The organism is Flavobacterium sp. P1_E4 (assembly GCF_056405915.1).
This window is the reverse complement of sequence record NZ_JBFUBE010000004.1, coordinates 153,678-169,023: the sequence shown is the minus strand read 5'-3', so window position 1 is coordinate 169,023 and position 15,346 is coordinate 153,678. Positions and strand designations below refer to the sequence as shown.

General features: G+C 32.9%; 14 protein-coding genes. 6 read left to right on the top strand and 8 right to left on the bottom strand.

Annotated elements, in window-relative coordinates:
• Positions 1–117 precede the first annotated feature (117 nt).
• From AC1DY0_RS06060 to AC1DY0_RS06035, 6 genes are all read right to left on the bottom strand, one after another.
• Positions 118–2,607, bottom strand: coding sequence for a WG repeat-containing protein (locus AC1DY0_RS06060; protein WP_477187743.1), 2,490 nt, complete (start codon positions 2,605–2,607; stop codon positions 118–120).
• A 192-nt stretch (positions 2,608–2,799) separates the two neighbouring features.
• Positions 2,800–3,627, bottom strand: a complete 828-nt coding sequence (locus tag AC1DY0_RS06055; RefSeq protein WP_477187742.1) for a TPM domain-containing protein — start codon at positions 3,625–3,627, stop codon at positions 2,800–2,802.
• Positions 3,624–4,061, bottom strand: a complete 438-nt coding sequence (locus tag AC1DY0_RS06050) for a TPM domain-containing protein (RefSeq protein WP_477187741.1) — start codon at positions 4,059–4,061, stop codon at positions 3,624–3,626. The genes AC1DY0_RS06055 and AC1DY0_RS06050 overlap by 4 nt, the downstream gene beginning before the upstream one ends.
• Before the next feature lie 43 nt (positions 4,062–4,104).
• Entirely contained in the window at positions 4,105–4,692 is a 588-nt protein-coding gene (locus AC1DY0_RS06045) for a LemA family protein (protein WP_477187740.1), read from the bottom strand.
• Between the two features lie 41 nt (positions 4,693–4,733).
• Positions 4,734–5,069 (bottom strand): MerR family transcriptional regulator, encoded by a 336-nt coding sequence (locus AC1DY0_RS06040; protein ID WP_111411317.1) that lies wholly within the window; start codon positions 5,067–5,069, stop codon positions 4,734–4,736.
• Positions 5,070–5,154: 85 nt separating this feature from the next.
• Entirely contained in the window at positions 5,155–6,132 is a 978-nt protein-coding gene (locus AC1DY0_RS06035; RefSeq protein WP_477187739.1) for a M23 family metallopeptidase, read from the bottom strand.
• A gap of 355 nt (positions 6,133–6,487) precedes the next feature.
• Here AC1DY0_RS06035 and alaS point away from each other — a divergent pair, with 355 nt between their 5' ends.
• The 3 genes from alaS to AC1DY0_RS06020 all read left to right on the top strand — a co-directional run bounded on the left by alaS (position 6,488) and on the right by AC1DY0_RS06020 (position 10,898).
• On the top strand, positions 6,488–9,118 hold the full coding sequence (alaS, locus tag AC1DY0_RS06030; protein WP_477187738.1) for an alanine--tRNA ligase: 2,631 nt from the start codon (positions 6,488–6,490) through the stop codon (positions 9,116–9,118).
• 176 nt (positions 9,119–9,294) lie between these two features.
• On the top strand, positions 9,295–10,110 hold the full coding sequence (locus AC1DY0_RS06025) for a hypothetical protein (RefSeq protein WP_477187737.1): 816 nt from the start codon (positions 9,295–9,297) through the stop codon (positions 10,108–10,110).
• Between the two features lie 20 nt (positions 10,111–10,130).
• Positions 10,131–10,898, top strand: a complete 768-nt coding sequence (locus AC1DY0_RS06020) for a hypothetical protein (RefSeq protein ID WP_477187736.1) — start codon at positions 10,131–10,133, stop codon at positions 10,896–10,898.
• Positions 10,899–10,996: 98 nt separating this feature from the next.
• Here AC1DY0_RS06020 and AC1DY0_RS06015 read toward each other — a convergent pair whose 3' ends face one another.
• On the bottom strand, positions 10,997–11,647 hold the full coding sequence (locus AC1DY0_RS06015) for a hypothetical protein (RefSeq protein ID WP_477187735.1): 651 nt from the start codon (positions 11,645–11,647) through the stop codon (positions 10,997–10,999).
• A gap of 5 nt (positions 11,648–11,652) precedes the next feature.
• Positions 11,653–12,501: a hypothetical protein gene (locus AC1DY0_RS06010; RefSeq protein ID WP_477187734.1), complete on the bottom strand. Its 849-nt coding sequence runs from the start codon at positions 12,499–12,501 to the stop codon at positions 11,653–11,655.
• 549 nt (positions 12,502–13,050) lie between these two features.
• Here AC1DY0_RS06010 and AC1DY0_RS06005 point away from each other — a divergent pair.
• The 3 genes from AC1DY0_RS06005 (at position 13,051) to AC1DY0_RS05995 (ending at position 15,269) form a co-directional block, all read left to right on the top strand.
• Positions 13,051–13,554 carry a hypothetical protein gene (locus AC1DY0_RS06005; protein WP_477187733.1) on the top strand — a complete coding sequence of 168 codons (504 nt, stop codon included), beginning with the start codon at positions 13,051–13,053 and terminating at the stop codon, positions 13,552–13,554.
• A gap of 129 nt (positions 13,555–13,683) precedes the next feature.
• Positions 13,684–14,646, top strand: coding sequence for a GSCFA domain-containing protein (locus tag AC1DY0_RS06000; protein ID WP_477187732.1), 963 nt, complete (start codon positions 13,684–13,686; stop codon positions 14,644–14,646).
• A 2-nt stretch (positions 14,647–14,648) separates the two neighbouring features.
• Positions 14,649–15,269 (top strand): DUF4230 domain-containing protein, encoded by a 621-nt coding sequence (locus AC1DY0_RS05995; protein ID WP_477187731.1) that lies wholly within the window; start codon positions 14,649–14,651, stop codon positions 15,267–15,269.
• Positions 15,270–15,346 lie beyond the last annotated feature (77 nt).

Sequence of the window (15,346 nt, the reverse complement as noted above, 5' to 3'; positions counted from 1 at the left end):
CCGTTTCCATCTGGGCTAGGGGATTAGTTTTCATAATAAACCTTGTTGCTTAAAATACAAAAGAGAATCCGTAGTGAACTCTCTTTTGTGTTTTTAACCCACTTCCTTTTCGTTAGTTTAATAATCAGATATTTCAAAATTGCGATACATAAAATAAGAGCTAATCCAAAAGCCATTAACTTTTACAGCGTTTCTTATTATTTTTTCCATTAATCGCGTATCACCATAAGCATGGTCACTGGTTCTTGTATTTGTTACAATACCATTGTTGTCAATATAAGTATAGTCATTTACGAGTTTTAATGATGCTTTATTATAAAATCTATCGTCATTCCATCTGTCCAGTTTGAACTCTAATAGTTTTTTATAATATTCTTTCGCAATCATATCTTGATTTGGAGTGTATTGAAGAGACTTTCTATCAAATATATTTGTCGTTAAATAATAAAGGATATGTTTTGAAGGAGCAATTTTTGTACAAAAAGTCATTAACTGATCATTTTTGGGATTATCCAATGCTTCTACTAGTGCAAATTTTAATTCATCAAAAGTTTTATAGCCGTCATGGATATTCATTTCTTTTTTTACTCCTGTGTAGACTCCTTTGTTATTTATAACTCTCATTATGTTTTTATCGAAAGTTAATGTTTGACTACCTTCAAAATTAGCTACATCATCGAATGTGTCCACGCATAAGGCTTTACCATTTTCATCAATGATTTTGTATTTGTTTTTGATTTTAGCCTTAAAAATATTTTTTGAGTCGTCTATTTTTGCAATAAATTGATAACCAAAATCAATCAAAACTTTATTTTTTAGTGAAATCAATCCCCATTTGCCATTCTTTTTCGCAGGCAGAATAATTTCTTTGCTAGCATATGGGCTTGCTAAGTCAAAACTGAGGTCATCATATAAAAAAGGAACGAGGATTGTGTTTTTATCATCAACAATTCCAAACTTATTATTTTTTGAAGCAATAAAATAGCTATTCGTCTCAACAGTCAGTTTTTGTTTTATTTTGCTATAAATCTGAGGAAGAGATTGCTTTTGATTTATTTCATCATAAACGCCATAATTGTTTTTTGTGTCTTGAAGAAATAAAAATGATTTTTGAGTATCAAAAAAGGGACATACTAAATTATCTTCATTAAGAATGTAACCATATTTTTTGATAGAATTATCATAAATAGTTTTACCATCAGTATTGATAATGGAATAAGTTGTGCCTTTTATAGCTGATAGTAATTTGCTTTTATCGTTATCCGATTCAAAAATAAAATCATACTCTGGCTTTAAAATTATCGAGCCATCTTTTTTGTATAATCCACATTTTCCATCTTTAGTTTTGCCACAAATAAAGTTCTTCCTTTCAAAAATGTATTCAAAAGCAATAGGTATTATTTCTTTATTTGATAAGTTTATTACTCCTGTCAAATCATTGTTTTTTACTTTAAATAAATTTTTGAAACTATCAGCATCTGAAAGGAACATATTAAAATCATCTATTTCGTCATACATTGGAGGAATTAAAATTTCTCCTTTTGCAGAAGCCCAGCCTTGCTTTTTGTTTTTTTTAATTTTGAACTCACTCTGCATTCCCATAACTTGAATGTCATCATATTCTAATGGCAATATTTGATTGAGTTTGTAATCAACCATACCCGAAAGACTGCCTTTTTTTAATTCAATAAATCGAGTGCCATCACAATTAATAGCATCGTAGTCTATGTCAATTTTTTGCTTTGTTTTTGGTAAATAAGCTCCTTTCTTTTTGTCTTTTTCAACGATTATAATGCCTCTCATATAATCATTGTATATTTTATCCATTTCATCATCATAAATTCGGATGCCATTTTCAATTAATCCTTTTTTTGGACCAATTTCTGTTATGAAAATATCTTGAGGAACAGAGTTTATAAAATATTTATTTTTATCGAGTAACTTTTTTATATAGTCATTCTCATTTAATTTTTTTCCCTCTGTCGATATATTATCATAGATAGGTTCCAAAATTAATTTTCCTCCTACAATCAGGCCCTTTTTGGAGTCTTTCGAAATAATGGCTGAATTTCTATATAAATAAATATTGTCAAATGAATAATTGGATACGGTGTTATCTAGGATTAATTTTAACTCCTTCTTTTCATCTCTAACTAGAGTTGTTTTTGATGCATTATTTGAATAAATAATTTTAGAGTATTTGATAGGTAATAATGGAATTCCCTTGTCTGTGAAAGTGCCATATTTATTGTTGAGTTTTACAATATAAGATTGTATTCCATTGCCAATGGAATCATATTTGGTTTCCAAAATAGATTCCCCTTTTTTATTTATGATACCAAATTTATTATTGCTTTTTACTTTAAAATCATTTTCTGAAAAATCGATATAATCATAAGTGGGTTTTACAATTACAATATTGCCTTGCTTTATGCCATATTTATTGTTCTCAGTGAAAATAGCTGGATTTGTATTATTAGAATCAGGTGCATCTTCTACTGTTAGGTAGAAGTCATCAGTGTCTCCTTTAACAGATTGCGTAGGAACTTGAGAGTGAGCAAAAAGAAAATTAAATACTATAAATGCTAAAGTGAAAAGTTTTTTCATAGACACCATTTTTGAAAAGAAATAAGATTATTTATTTCCTCAAACTTAATAGAAAATGATTAATAATTTTTACTTTTTTTTGTTTAATAAGTAGATATAGTTTTTAAGTTACTGGATTTTAAGAATTGTATATAAACAAATAAACCACTCGATTTGAGTGGTTTATTTGTTTATATAAATTGCAATAGTTTTTTACCAGCCTCCGCTAGAACCTCCACCGGAGAATCCGCCACCACCAAAACCACCACCGAAGCCACCGCCTCCGCCTCCGAAACCGCCACCAGACGATCCGCCAAAACCACCACCTCCGCCACCTCTTCCGAGACTGCTTAGGATAATGACATCAAGTAGGCTAGGGCCTCCACCGCCGCGGTTTCCAGAATTTCCACCACCGCCAGCATTTTTGTTTTTGGAAAATAAAATCAAAACAATAATAACTATAACTATGATCGGTAAAATTGGAAAATCTTTTTGTTTGGTTTGCTTGCGTTCGCCTTTGTATTTGCCTTTGAAAACATCAATAATGGCATTGGTACCTTTGTCTAAACCTTGGTAATAACTACCAGCTTTAAACTCAGGAACGATAATGTTTCGAATTATTTCTCCCCCAGTTCCGGCGGTTAGCCTATCCTCTAAACCGTAACCAGGATTGATAGCTATCTTTCTTTCGTTTTTTGCCAAAAGAATAATAACTCCATTATCATCTTTTGCTGTTCCACCAATTCCCCAAGTTTGCCCCCATTTAGTTGCTAGTTGACTAACATCTTCATTTTTGAGGCTCTCTATAGTGATTACTACAATTTGAGTAGTCGTAGAATCAGAATATTTGATAAGTTTTTCTTCAAGTTGGGCTTTTTCTTCTGGACTTAGAACATTGGCATAATCATAAACCGAAGTTTGAAAACTAGGTTTCTCCGGAATCGTAAATTGTGCAAAAATTGAATTTATGCAGAAAAAAAACAGAATTATTTGTAGCCATTGGCTTTTGACTTTCGTCTTTTGACTTATGACTTTCTTCATCCTTTTGATATTTCGTTTGATAATTCGTTGGTGTCGCCTTCTTGCCAAGGAAAATGCTTTTTCATTTCTTGACCGGCTTTTAAAATACCATCAATTAATCCTTGTTTGAAATTTCCCTGTTTGAATTGTGCAACCATAACATCACGGGTACTGTCCCAAAAGGTATTGGTAACAACATCGTTGATGCCTTTGTCTCCACAAATCACAAAGGTTTTGTCTTCAATAGCCAGATAGATTAAAACACCATTTTGTAATTCGGTTTCATCCATTTTTAATTCATGAAAAACTTCCATGGCACGATCATACGCATCTAGGGAAGTTGTTTTTTCTATATGAACTCTAATTTCGCCAGAAGTGTTTTTTTCGGCTATTCGAATAGCTTCCACAATTTCTTGTTCATCTTCTTTGCTTAAAAAATCTTCTACTTTTGACATCGTATAGTTTTTAAAAACCCCGCCATGGCGGGGTTCAGTTTTTTTAGAATTTTACTTCAACAGGTTTTTCTGCACCAGTTACTGCTTGGAAATATGCTTTTTCTTTGAAACCAAACATTCCTGCAAACAAAGAGTTAGGAAACGTTTTGATGTGCGTGTTGTATGGCATAACAGCTTCATTGAAACGAGTTCTTGCAGTCAAGATTTGATTCTCAGTACTGGCCAATTCGTCTTGTAATTTTAAGAAATTAGCATTGGCTTTCAAATCAGGATAACGTTCTACAGAGACTAATAATTTAGACAAAGAGCTGCTTACTCCACTTTGAGCTGAATTGAACGCAGTCAATTGTTCTGGAGTGATGTTACTAGGATCAATAGTTACTGCTGTTGCTTTAGCACGTGCTTCGATTACTGCTGTTAAAGTGCTTTTTTCAAAATCTGCGGCTCCTTTAACTGTGTTTACTAGGTTTCCAATAAGGTCATTTCTTCTTTGGTAAGCTGTTTGCACATCTCCCCATGATTGCTCAACGGTTTGACCAAGTGTAACTGCTGTATTGTTAATTCCTTTAACCCAGCTGTAAATTCCGATGATTACTACTGCTACTATAATCCAAGGCAAAAATCTTTTCATGTTTGTTTAATTTAGAGTTTGTTTGTTGTTTTAATGTATTGTTATTGTAATTCGTTTTTAATGTTTATTAATTGCATTTTTATGGTTTCTAATTTACTGATAATTTCAAATTTATCCATTGTTTTCTTTTGGCCTTCTTTCAAATGGATTTTGGCACCTTCTAAAGTAAAACCTCTTTCTTTGACCAAATGATAAATAAGCTGCAGGTTCTTGATGTCTTCCGGGGTGAACATTCGGTTTCCTTTGGCGTTTTTCTTTGGTTTCAGAATGTCAAATTCACTGTCCCAAAATCGAATTAGGGAAGCGTTTACATCAAATGCTTTGGCGACTTCGCCTATGCTGTAGTATCTTTTATCTGGTGATAATTCTATGTGCATTTTTTTATTAATTATACTATTTTTGAAATCTAAAATCTAAAGTCAGCAATCTAAAATGCTTCGCCAGTTCGCTTCGCTCGGGTCGTTAATCTAATGATTGATTTTCTTGGTTAGCTATTTTTGAAATAGCAACGTATTCCACAGCCGAAATATTGCCATAATAAAAATTTAATGGGTTCACTACTTTTCCGTTTTTATGTACTTCGTAATGTAAATGTGGTGCTTCGGAACGTCCTGTGCTACCTACATATCCTATAATGTCTCCTCGTTTTACTGATTTTCCTGGGCGGCAATTGTATTTACTTAAATGTCCATAAAGGGTTTCGTAGCCGTAGCCGTGTCTTATAACAATGTGATTCCCATATCCCGAAGCGGTATTGTCGGCTTGGGCGACAACTCCATCGCCTGTGGCGTAGATTGGTGTTCCTGTTTTGGCCGTAAAATCCATTCCTTCGTGCATTTTTCTTGCCTTTGTAAATGGGTCTGTTCGATACCCGAAACCGGAAGCCATTCGTTTTAAATTTTCATTTTTCACGGGCTGTATCGCGGGAATTGCCGATAACAGCTTGTCCTTGGCTTTGGCTAATTTTATAATTTCATCCAATGATTTGGATTGGATTGCCAATTCCTTGCTCAACGCATCTACCCTTTCGGTGGTGCTGGTTACTAGTTTTGAATTGTTATAACCTTGCAAAGCAGCATAACGGTTTATTTTAGAATAGCCTGCTTTTCGTTCTTCTTCCGGAATAGCGGCTGTGTTGAAGTAAACGCGGTATAAATTGTTGTCTCGATCTTCAATATCTTCTATTACATCATCTACTTCGTCCATTTTTTTGTTTAAAATGGCATAATTCAATTTTAAATTTTCAATTTCCCGCGCTTGCAAACGGTCTTTTGGGGTGTCAAAATAGGGTGTGTTCAATAGTATTATGAAGGTCAAAAATCCAAACAATGCCGAGGCTAATAAAAACAGAACGGCAAAGCCAACTTTTCTTCTCTTTCTGATTTTTATTTTTCGATATGCCAGATTTACGGAATCGTAATAATATTTTACTTTCGCCATATTTTAAAATACCCTATTTTTGCAAATTAGTTAAAGAGTAAGTCGAACAAATTTAATAAATGTTTCAGTTGTTCGGGTCTTTTTTTAAATAATAAATGAATTTGGAGATGCTAAGATTCTAAGGTACTAAGAGACTGAGTTTTTTAGCTTAGATAAAGCTCTTGATACAACGGGTTCGCGTGAGGGATAGAAGCTAGCTACCGAAGTAGCGCGGATAGCCCGACAGCATTAGGGAAAGGGGCCGAATAAGCGGTTGCTGGATTTGGCCCCTTTTTCTAATGGTGGCACGTCCAAGAGGTTAAGTTTTTAGATTTAGAAACAAAAAAATAAACGAAATACTGAATATACAGCAAAAATGAAATCACAAGACGTACGTAAACAATTTTTAGATTTTTTTGAAAGTAAAGGGCATTTAATTGTTCCATCTGCACCGATTGTTCTTAAGGATGATCCGACCTTGATGTTTAATAACTCGGGAATGGCACAGTTTAAAGAATATTTTCTAGGCCATGGAACTCCAAAAAGCAACAGAATTGCCGATACGCAAAAATGTCTTCGTGTTTCCGGAAAGCATAATGACCTTGAGGAAGTGGGGATTGACACGTATCACCACACGATGTTTGAGATGTTGGGAAACTGGTCTTTTGGTGATTATTTCAAGAAAGAGGCAATTCACTGGGCTTGGGAATTATTAACTGAGGTATATAAAATTCCAAAAGATATTCTTTATGTTTCGGTTTTTGAAGGAAATCCAGATGAGAATGTACCTTTCGACCAAGAAGCTTGGGATATTTGGAAAACATTGATTGACGAAGACCGAATTATTCTTGGAAACAAGAAAGATAATTTCTGGGAAATGGGTGACCAAGGACCTTGCGGACCTTGTTCCGAAATTCACGTTGATATTCGTTCTGCTGAAGAAAAAGCTTTGGTTTCAGGAAAATCTTTGGTAAATAATGATCACCCGCACGTGGTAGAGATTTGGAACAATGTATTTATGGAATTCAATCGTAAAGCCGATGGTTCTCTAGAGAAATTGCCAGCTCAACATGTGGATACAGGAATGGGATTTGAGCGTCTTTGTATGGTTTTACAAGGGGTTCAGTCAAATTATGATACTGATGTTTTTACACCGCTAATCAGAGAAATCGAAACGATTACGGGAACTAAATATACAATTAAGGCTAAAGACGAAGCCGAAGATAAAATAAATATTGCGATTCGTGTAATTGCAGATCACGTTCGTGCGGTTGCTTTTGCGATTGCCGACGGTCAGTTGCCATCGAATACAGGAGCTGGTTATGTAATTCGTAGAATTTTGCGTCGTGCGATTCGTTACGGTTTTACTTTCTTGAATACCAAAGAGCCTTTTATCTATAAATTGGTTGAAACTTTGAGCGCTCAAATGGGTAGTTCATTTCCAGAAATCAGATCTCAAAAAGAGCTTTGTGCTAATGTGATTCGTGAGGAAGAAAACTCGTTTTTACGTACACTAGACCAAGGATTGATTTTGTTGGACAATATAATAGCAAATTCAAGCGAAAAAGTTATTTCAGGTAAAAAAGCTTTTGAATTGTATGACACATATGGTTTTCCTATTGATTTAACAGCTTTGATCTTGTCTGAAAAAGGCTTGTCTTTGGATGAAGCTGAATTTGAATCGGAGTTGCAAAAACAAAAAGAGCGTTCTCGTGCGGCTTCAAAAGTAAAAGCAGGAGATTGGCAGATTTTGAGAGAAGACGATGATGAGGAATTTATAGGGTATGACCACACCGAAGCTATGGTGAAAATTACTCGTTATAGAAAAGTTGAAAGTGCCAAAGACGGAGAGATTTTCCAATTGGTATTTAATATGACTCCGTTTTATCCAGAAGGTGGTGGACAGGTAGGAGATAAAGGATATTTTGAAACCGGAAACGGGGACGTTATTTATATCATTGACACTAAGAAAGAAAATAATTTAATTATTCATTTTGTAAAAGATTTGCCTAGTAATGTTTCCGAAACATTCAAGGCTATAGTTTATGAAAACCAACGATTTGAATCGGCAGCAAATCACTCGGCTACCCACTTAATGCACCAAGCTTTGCGAACTATTTTAGGAACACATGTGGAGCAAAAAGGATCTTTGGTAAACAGAAACAATTTGCGTTTTGACTTTTCGCATTATGCTAAAGTTACCGATGATGAGATTCAGCAAGTAGAGGATTTTGTAAATGCAAGAATTCAAGAGCAATTGCCATTAATAGAAAGACGTAATGTTCCTTTTGCGCAAGCGGTTGAAGAAGGTGCAATGGCATTGTTTGGAGAGAAATACGGTGATACGGTTCGTGCTATTAAATTTGGAAGCAGTATGGAATTGTGTGGTGGAATTCACGTAAAAAACACTGCTGATATTTGGTATTTCAAGATTGTGAGCGAAGGTGCTGTTGCGGCGGGAATTCGTCGTATTGAAGCGATTACTTCGGTTAAAGTAAAGGAATATTTTGCAAGCCAGTCTGAAAAATTAACAGCGATTAATAGTCTGTTGAAAAACCCACAGGATAGTATAAAAGCTGTTGTTTCATTGCAGGAAGAAAATGCAAAATTGAAAAAGCAATTGGAGGTTTTATTGAAAGATAAAGCCAAAAATATGAAAGGCGAATTGGCTAAAGAATTACAGGAGATTAATGGAATCCAATTCCTTGCCAAACAAGTTGATTTGAGTCCGGAAGGAGCTAAAGATTTAGCTTATGAATTGGGTACTTTAGGAACTAACATTTTCTTAGTTTTGGCTACAGCCGATGCTGGAAAACCAATGTTGTCTTGTTATATCTCCAAAGAATTGGTTGCTGACAGAAAACTAAATGCGGGCCAAGTGGTTCGTGAATTAGGTAAATACATCCAAGGTGGAGGAGGAGGACAGCCTTTCTTCGCTACTGCTGGAGGGAAAAATACAGACGGAATTGCTGAGGCTTTGGCTAAGGCGGTTGAGTTTGTGAAGTAGATTTTAAAGATTAATTCCTTTTGTAAAGGTGTTTGATTTTATATATAACCTTGAATAATCTGTTAAAAGATTATTCAAGGTTTTTTTGTAAATAAATTAGTTGGCGAATTAGTGCTTTTAATTTGCTTCATAATGTTTTTATGATTTTTTTTGTAAAAAAATAATGATATTAAATTATGAAAAAATTACTTTATTTATTTTGTGCTTCTTTATTAGTGTTTACTTCTTGTTCATCTGATAGTTCAGATTCAACAGCAGAGGCTGTACTTTTAATAAAAGAAATTACAAGTGATAGTTGGGGTGGAACGGATATAATTATTTATAATGGTAACAAAATTGTTAAAGAAGTAAGGTCAGTAGATGCTAAAACCGAAACTAAAACCTACCTATACGATGGCGATTTAATCATAGAAGAAAAAGAGGTTATAAAGAATGGTTGGGAATTTTGGGAGATTAATTCTGTAGCATACAAATATGAGAATGGAAAGCTTGTCTCTGTATTGTCTAAAAGGAGTGATCGCTGGACTTCGGAGGGGACTTCGTTACATGACATAAATTTTTATAAGATAGATTTTGTATATAATTCTGATGGTACTATATCTGCAAAAAATTATAGGTTTGATAATGAAGGTAATGCTCAGATAAATTATCTAAGTAAATATTTTTTTCAGGATGGTAACATAGTGAAGTTGGAATGTTTTGACACGGACGGGAATTTTGTAAATTCGACCGTTAATAAATATGATAATAGAAAAAATCCTTTTTCAAATATTGTAGGTTTTAGTCAGTTGTATGATAAGTATTACCGCTATACAGGGAGAAATAATTTACTTGAATCTACTTTTGCTTCAAGTTCATACACTGAAAATGTTAAATATACATACTCCTATAATTCCTATGGATATCCTGACGCGATGACTGTGTCAGAGATTGATACTACAAACGGTATTGTTACTAATACGCATGCTTTTAATACTCAATATCATTACTAAAAAATTAACAATACATTGCAATGAAAAAAATATTTTATTTATTTACTGCTTCTTTATTGGTGATGACTTCTTGTTCCAATGATGATAAAGAAGATACTGCAATTAATAATTCTGTATTAGTGAAAAAAGCAATTATGAAAGACGGTACATCGTCTGATTTTTTTGAATATAGCTACAATGGAAATAAGCTGACAAGGATAAGTCCAAGTTTTAGTAATAATGCCTTTATTGATTTTACTTACAATGGCGATTTAATAAATGGTAGTAAAAGATATGATGAAAATAAAGTTTTACTATTTGAAATGATTTATGAGTATGACAGTAAGCAAAGATTAATAAGTGAAAAACTGCTTAGTAAATTTTATTATTCTGGAAACAAAAGAGTATTTGTTTATAATTCTGATGGTACAATTGGCTATACAGAATTCACTGGGGATTTAATAAACCAGGACATAATAGTTATAACAGGTAAGGTTTGGCTAAATGATCAAGGCGAAACTATAAAAGTAGAAGAATATAAAGATAATGTATTATTTTCAAAGACAGAATATACATACGATGATAAAAATAATATTTTTAAAAATATTCTCGGTTATAACAAGATAAATTTGTTAGGGGATTTAGGGAAAATCCATAATATACTAACCTGTAAAAAATATAATTCTAGTGATGTTTTAGCTTACGGTTATTCAAATAAGTACAGCTATAATTCGGCTAATTATCCTGTTTCTGTAATTACTACTTTTGAAGATGGTGGAGTCGGCAATAGTGAATGGGTTTATTATTAATTTGTATTTTTAAATTTTTGAATTAATAAAATTGTACCCCCAAATACACCATTCTAATATTGGAGTATTTGGGGTTTTCTATTTGCTTTATTTTCTATTTAAAACTTAAACCAAGCATAGGGTTCATTACTAAAATCCAATGCTCTTGGTAAACCATCTCCAGGAGTTACTTTTAATTCAGGTTGGAGAGATGGGTTGGAAGGATATTTTTTGCCGTCAAATTTTACAACTCTATTTTTGTGGCCACTATGAATGAATAAGTTTTTCCAGCCAGAAGATTTTTCAGTATCAATCACAACAGGATAATCTGCAACAGTAAATTTGGAAATGACTGCGCCTTGATTGTCTAAAAGATATTGAGTGCAACCTCCAGAACCACAAAAATAAGGACCGGTTAAACCTACTAGGATCTCTTTCTTGCCATCATCATTCAAATCATATTCAAAGAAAATAAACTTCTTACTATAATCATCAATGATTTTTTTAGAAAGATCGTCTTTGTATAGATTTTGTAAAGTCAATCGAACAATATTGGCAGTTTTCAAATTTGAAGAATTGATGCCATATTGTCCTGCAGGGATTGTATCTGTAGGGTCAGGATCAATAATACTGTCTTTAAGTTTAGCTGAAAGCGTGTCTTTGATAACAGTCGCTGTGTCTATGGTGTTTTGGCTTTCGCTTGTTTCTTTTTTACAAGAAATAAACGTAAGAGTCAAAAGAAGTACTAGAGTTAAGATTTGCTTAGTCATATGTTTTATTTTACATAGATTGGACTTCTTTTCAGTAAGTAGGTAACGGTATCCATCCAACTGTCTTTTATTTTAAACATAGGCTTTCTGTTTTGAGTATATATTTTGGAATTATTTTTATACATATCAAAATAGACGTGATAATCAAACAATAATTGGGTATTGGTATTGGCAACAGTAGCTTCATTTGCTTTTACTTTATTGTCGTTTACTTTTGCGTTTTGCGAAGTATAAGCTGTTGAGGTTTGATTTTGAGTTACTGTATAGGATACTTTTGCTGCAACGATATTATCTACTCCAAGTATTTTGTGAAGTTCGTCTATTGGAGTTTCATCTATGTTTTTATGATCAATACCTGCTTTTCGCAATAAACTATTGGTTGTTCTTAAATCCTGAACCGTCAACGGTAATATATTCGAAGATTTATCCAATAGTTTGTTGTAGATGTCGTTTTGGGCAAATTTTGACATTTCTTCTGAGTCGGTCATATTTTCAGAATTCACAAAAGGCACAGGCAATACGGCGATTGTATTCGTTTTGAAAGTTGCAGCCTGATTTACTGAAGCATTGTTTGTTGAACTTGGAGCACTTTCTATGGTGTTTTCAGCTATGGCAAAAGTTTGTGATCTTCCGCTGGCGAAATCAATTCGAGCAATTTTTGAAACATCAATTACGATAGTCATTGTTTCATTTGGCATCGAATATTCTATTGTTTTGTCTGACATTTTCGAAATGCTACATTCAATGACTTGATAATCTTTTGTGATGATTTTGTCAAGTTTTTTTGCTTGTGAAAAAGCAGATGCTGATAATAAAATCAGCATTAATACGGTAAGTGCTTTTTTTAGAGTCATTTTTTAAAATTTAATTATTAGAATCCTAATTTGTTTTTCAAATCAAGAAGTATTTTACAAGTTCATTTAGGAGTAAATGTTTTTAATTCGCTGATTTTAAGGTTGTTGTTTGTTTTGTGAAGAGTTGCTCTTATTATCAAATTTAATCAATTTAATTGGTCTATTAAAATAGACGGATGTAAATTCTGTATTTTTTATTTGGTGTTTTTTAAAGGCTAAAAATTTATCTCTCTTAATTTGTTTCTTAGGTTTTTTATGATTTTTTTTGTTAAAAATTGGATTTATTAAATTATGAAAAAAATACTTTATTTATTTTGCACGTGTTTGTTGGTACTTGCTTCTTGTTCTAGGGATGATGGTAATTCATCTAATAATGACAATTCACCAGATTCCACTACTCTAATCTTTCCTGAAAAAATAGTTACTGTTAATTATGTTGGACACTTATCAACGGATTATACATATAATGGAAATAAAATAGTCAGTGYGATTTCAGATAATGGCTATAAAAATATATATACTTATACTGGAGATCTAATAACAAAGCTTGTGGAAATACAGAGTGACGGGACTGTGTCTACAACGGAATATTTTTATAGTAATGGTAAACTTTCTTCTAAGACTCGTTTAACAACGGGGGATGTTATTAAGTACCAATCGAATTACACTTACAATACCGATGGAACTATTTCTTATACGGAATTTGCGATAACTCTCAGTACAGGGGATAGATATGGACCTGAATATACAGGGAAGCTTACCTTTAAAGACGGTAATCTTATAAAGGACGAAAAATCACAATCAGGAGCTTACGGTACTTCTTCAACATATGAATATGATACTAAAAACCAGTCATTTAAAAATGTATTAGGATTTAATTTATTACTAAACAATGCACTATCTGTTAATAACTTGGTTAAAAGGACATATGTAACAATTGATGGCACTCATATTTTTACAAATGAATACGAATATGATGCTAATGGTTTTCCGACTGAGGGAAAAAGCTTTATTGACGGAGCTATTGATGGTACAATTAGTATCACATACTAGAGTTTTTAAAAGGCTATAATAAATAGCATTATTTCAAAACCCCAAATACACCATTTTAATATTGGAGTATTTGGGGTTTTGATTTTAAAGTTTTTTTATTTTGTATTTTTGAAAGGTTAAAAACACAAAATGAATTTCAGAACCAAAATCAATATCACTCAAAATCCCAACCCAATAGACTACAATTCCAAAATTGTCTCGTTGGGTTCCTGTTTTGCTGAAAATATGGGAGATAAATTCCAATATTTTAAATTTCAAAGCACTATCAATCCATTCGGAATTATTTTCAATCCGGTTTCGATTGAGAGAATTATTGACAGATTGGTTAATGACGTTTTATTCACCGAAAAAGATATTTTTTTTCACAACGAGCGTTGGCATTGTTTTGAAGTGCATTCGGATTTAAGCCATTCGGATGCAACAGAATTTTTGAAAAATCTGAATCAAATTCTAAAGGAAACAAAGAACCAATTGCAGGAAGCAACCCACGTAATTATTACGTATGGAACTTCTTGGGTGTATCGAAATATTGAAAAAGAGGCCATTGTGGCTAATTGCCATAAAGTACCTCAAAAACAGTTTGCCAAAGAACTGCTAACTGTTGCAACGATTCAGGAAAGTATTACGAATACAATTGATTTGATACAATCGATTAATCCCAATTGTAATTTCATTTTTACCGTTTCCCCTGTGCGCCACCTTAAAGATGGTTTTGTTGAAAATCAAGTCAGCAAAGCACATTTGATTGCATCAGTTTACCACGTTTTAAGGGAATCTAAAATCTGCAATCTAAAATCTGCAACCTATTATCCTTCCTCTGAAATTATGATGGATGAACTCCGGGATTATCGTTTTTATGCCGAAGATATGTTGCATCCAAGTCAAATAGCAATTGATTATATCTGGGAGAGATTCAAAGAATCCACTATTTCAGAAACGACTTATCCCACAATGGATGTTGTCGAAAGCATTCAAAAGGGTTTGCAACATCGACCATTTAATCCCCATTCGGAGAGTCATAAAAAATTTGAAGCCAATCTTCAGTCGAAAATCGCTACATTAGTGGCTCAATATTCATTCATGAAATTTTAATTATGGTAAAGAGAATTTTAGTTGGAGCAGTACTTGTAGTGGCAATAATTTTGGCATTCAAATTCTGTGAATTCAAGAAAGGAGATGATTCAACTTTAGATTACAATACTAATTTGATTCAGCAACAAATCGTGAACGTTGGGAAATTAGTGGTTACCGAAGGACATTTTTCGGAAGTGGTGACTTATAAAAACCAACAGAAATACATGATGGATATGCTCTCATTTGAGAAAAAAGCATTGATAATTGTTAATGCAGATGTTACCGTATCCTATGATTTGCACCAAATGAAATACGATATCGATGAAGCCAATAAAACTATAACAATTCTAAGCATCCCGAAAGAAGAAATAAAGATAAGTCCAGACATCAAGTTCTATGACGTAGAGCAAAGTCAGATGAATCCTTTTACTGGTGATGATTACAATAAAATCAATAAATCAGTAAAGGCCAATTTAGCTAAGAAAATAGAAAAGTCATCGTTGAAGTCTAATGCTCAGAACCGTTTGATAAGTGAACTTTCCAAGATTTTGATTTTGACGAATACAATGGGCTGGAAACTACAATATGACGGTAAAGTCATCGCAAACGAAAAAGACTTTGTAACAAATGTAAAACTTTAAGACTATTTTTTTAATTTTAGTATAACTAATTAAATTATTGTATTTCTGTTTAATAATTAAAGGATTTCGCAATAATT

Bases quoted from the DNA above. Each gene is read 5' to 3' on its own strand.
- AC1DY0_RS06060 (WP_477187743.1), bottom strand. From the start codon at position 2,607: ATGAAAAAACTTTTCACTTTAGCATTTATAGTATTTAATTTTCTTTTT.
- AC1DY0_RS06055 (WP_477187742.1), bottom strand. From the start codon at position 3,627: ATGAAGAAAGTCATAAGTCAAAAGACGAAAGTCAAAAGCCAATGGCTA.
- AC1DY0_RS06050 (WP_477187741.1), bottom strand. From the start codon at position 4,061: ATGTCAAAAGTAGAAGATTTTTTAAGCAAAGAAGATGAACAAGAAATT.
- AC1DY0_RS06045 (WP_477187740.1), bottom strand. From the start codon at position 4,692: ATGAAAAGATTTTTGCCTTGGATTATAGTAGCAGTAGTAATCATCGGA.
- AC1DY0_RS06040 (WP_111411317.1), bottom strand. From the start codon at position 5,069: ATGCACATAGAATTATCACCAGATAAAAGATACTACAGCATAGGCGAA.
- AC1DY0_RS06035 (WP_477187739.1), bottom strand. From the start codon at position 6,132: ATGGCGAAAGTAAAATATTATTACGATTCCGTAAATCTGGCATATCGA.
- alaS (WP_477187738.1), top strand. From the start codon at position 6,488: ATGAAATCACAAGACGTACGTAAACAATTTTTAGATTTTTTTGAAAGT.
- AC1DY0_RS06025 (WP_477187737.1), top strand. From the start codon at position 9,295: ATGAAAAAATTACTTTATTTATTTTGTGCTTCTTTATTAGTGTTTACT.
- AC1DY0_RS06020 (WP_477187736.1), top strand. From the start codon at position 10,131: ATGAAAAAAATATTTTATTTATTTACTGCTTCTTTATTGGTGATGACT.
- AC1DY0_RS06015 (WP_477187735.1), bottom strand. From the start codon at position 11,647: ATGACTAAGCAAATCTTAACTCTAGTACTTCTTTTGACTCTTACGTTT.
- AC1DY0_RS06010 (WP_477187734.1), bottom strand. From the start codon at position 12,501: ATGACTCTAAAAAAAGCACTTACCGTATTAATGCTGATTTTATTATCA.
- AC1DY0_RS06000 (WP_477187732.1), top strand. From the start codon at position 13,684: ATGAATTTCAGAACCAAAATCAATATCACTCAAAATCCCAACCCAATA.
- AC1DY0_RS05995 (WP_477187731.1), top strand. From the start codon at position 14,649: ATGGTAAAGAGAATTTTAGTTGGAGCAGTACTTGTAGTGGCAATAATT.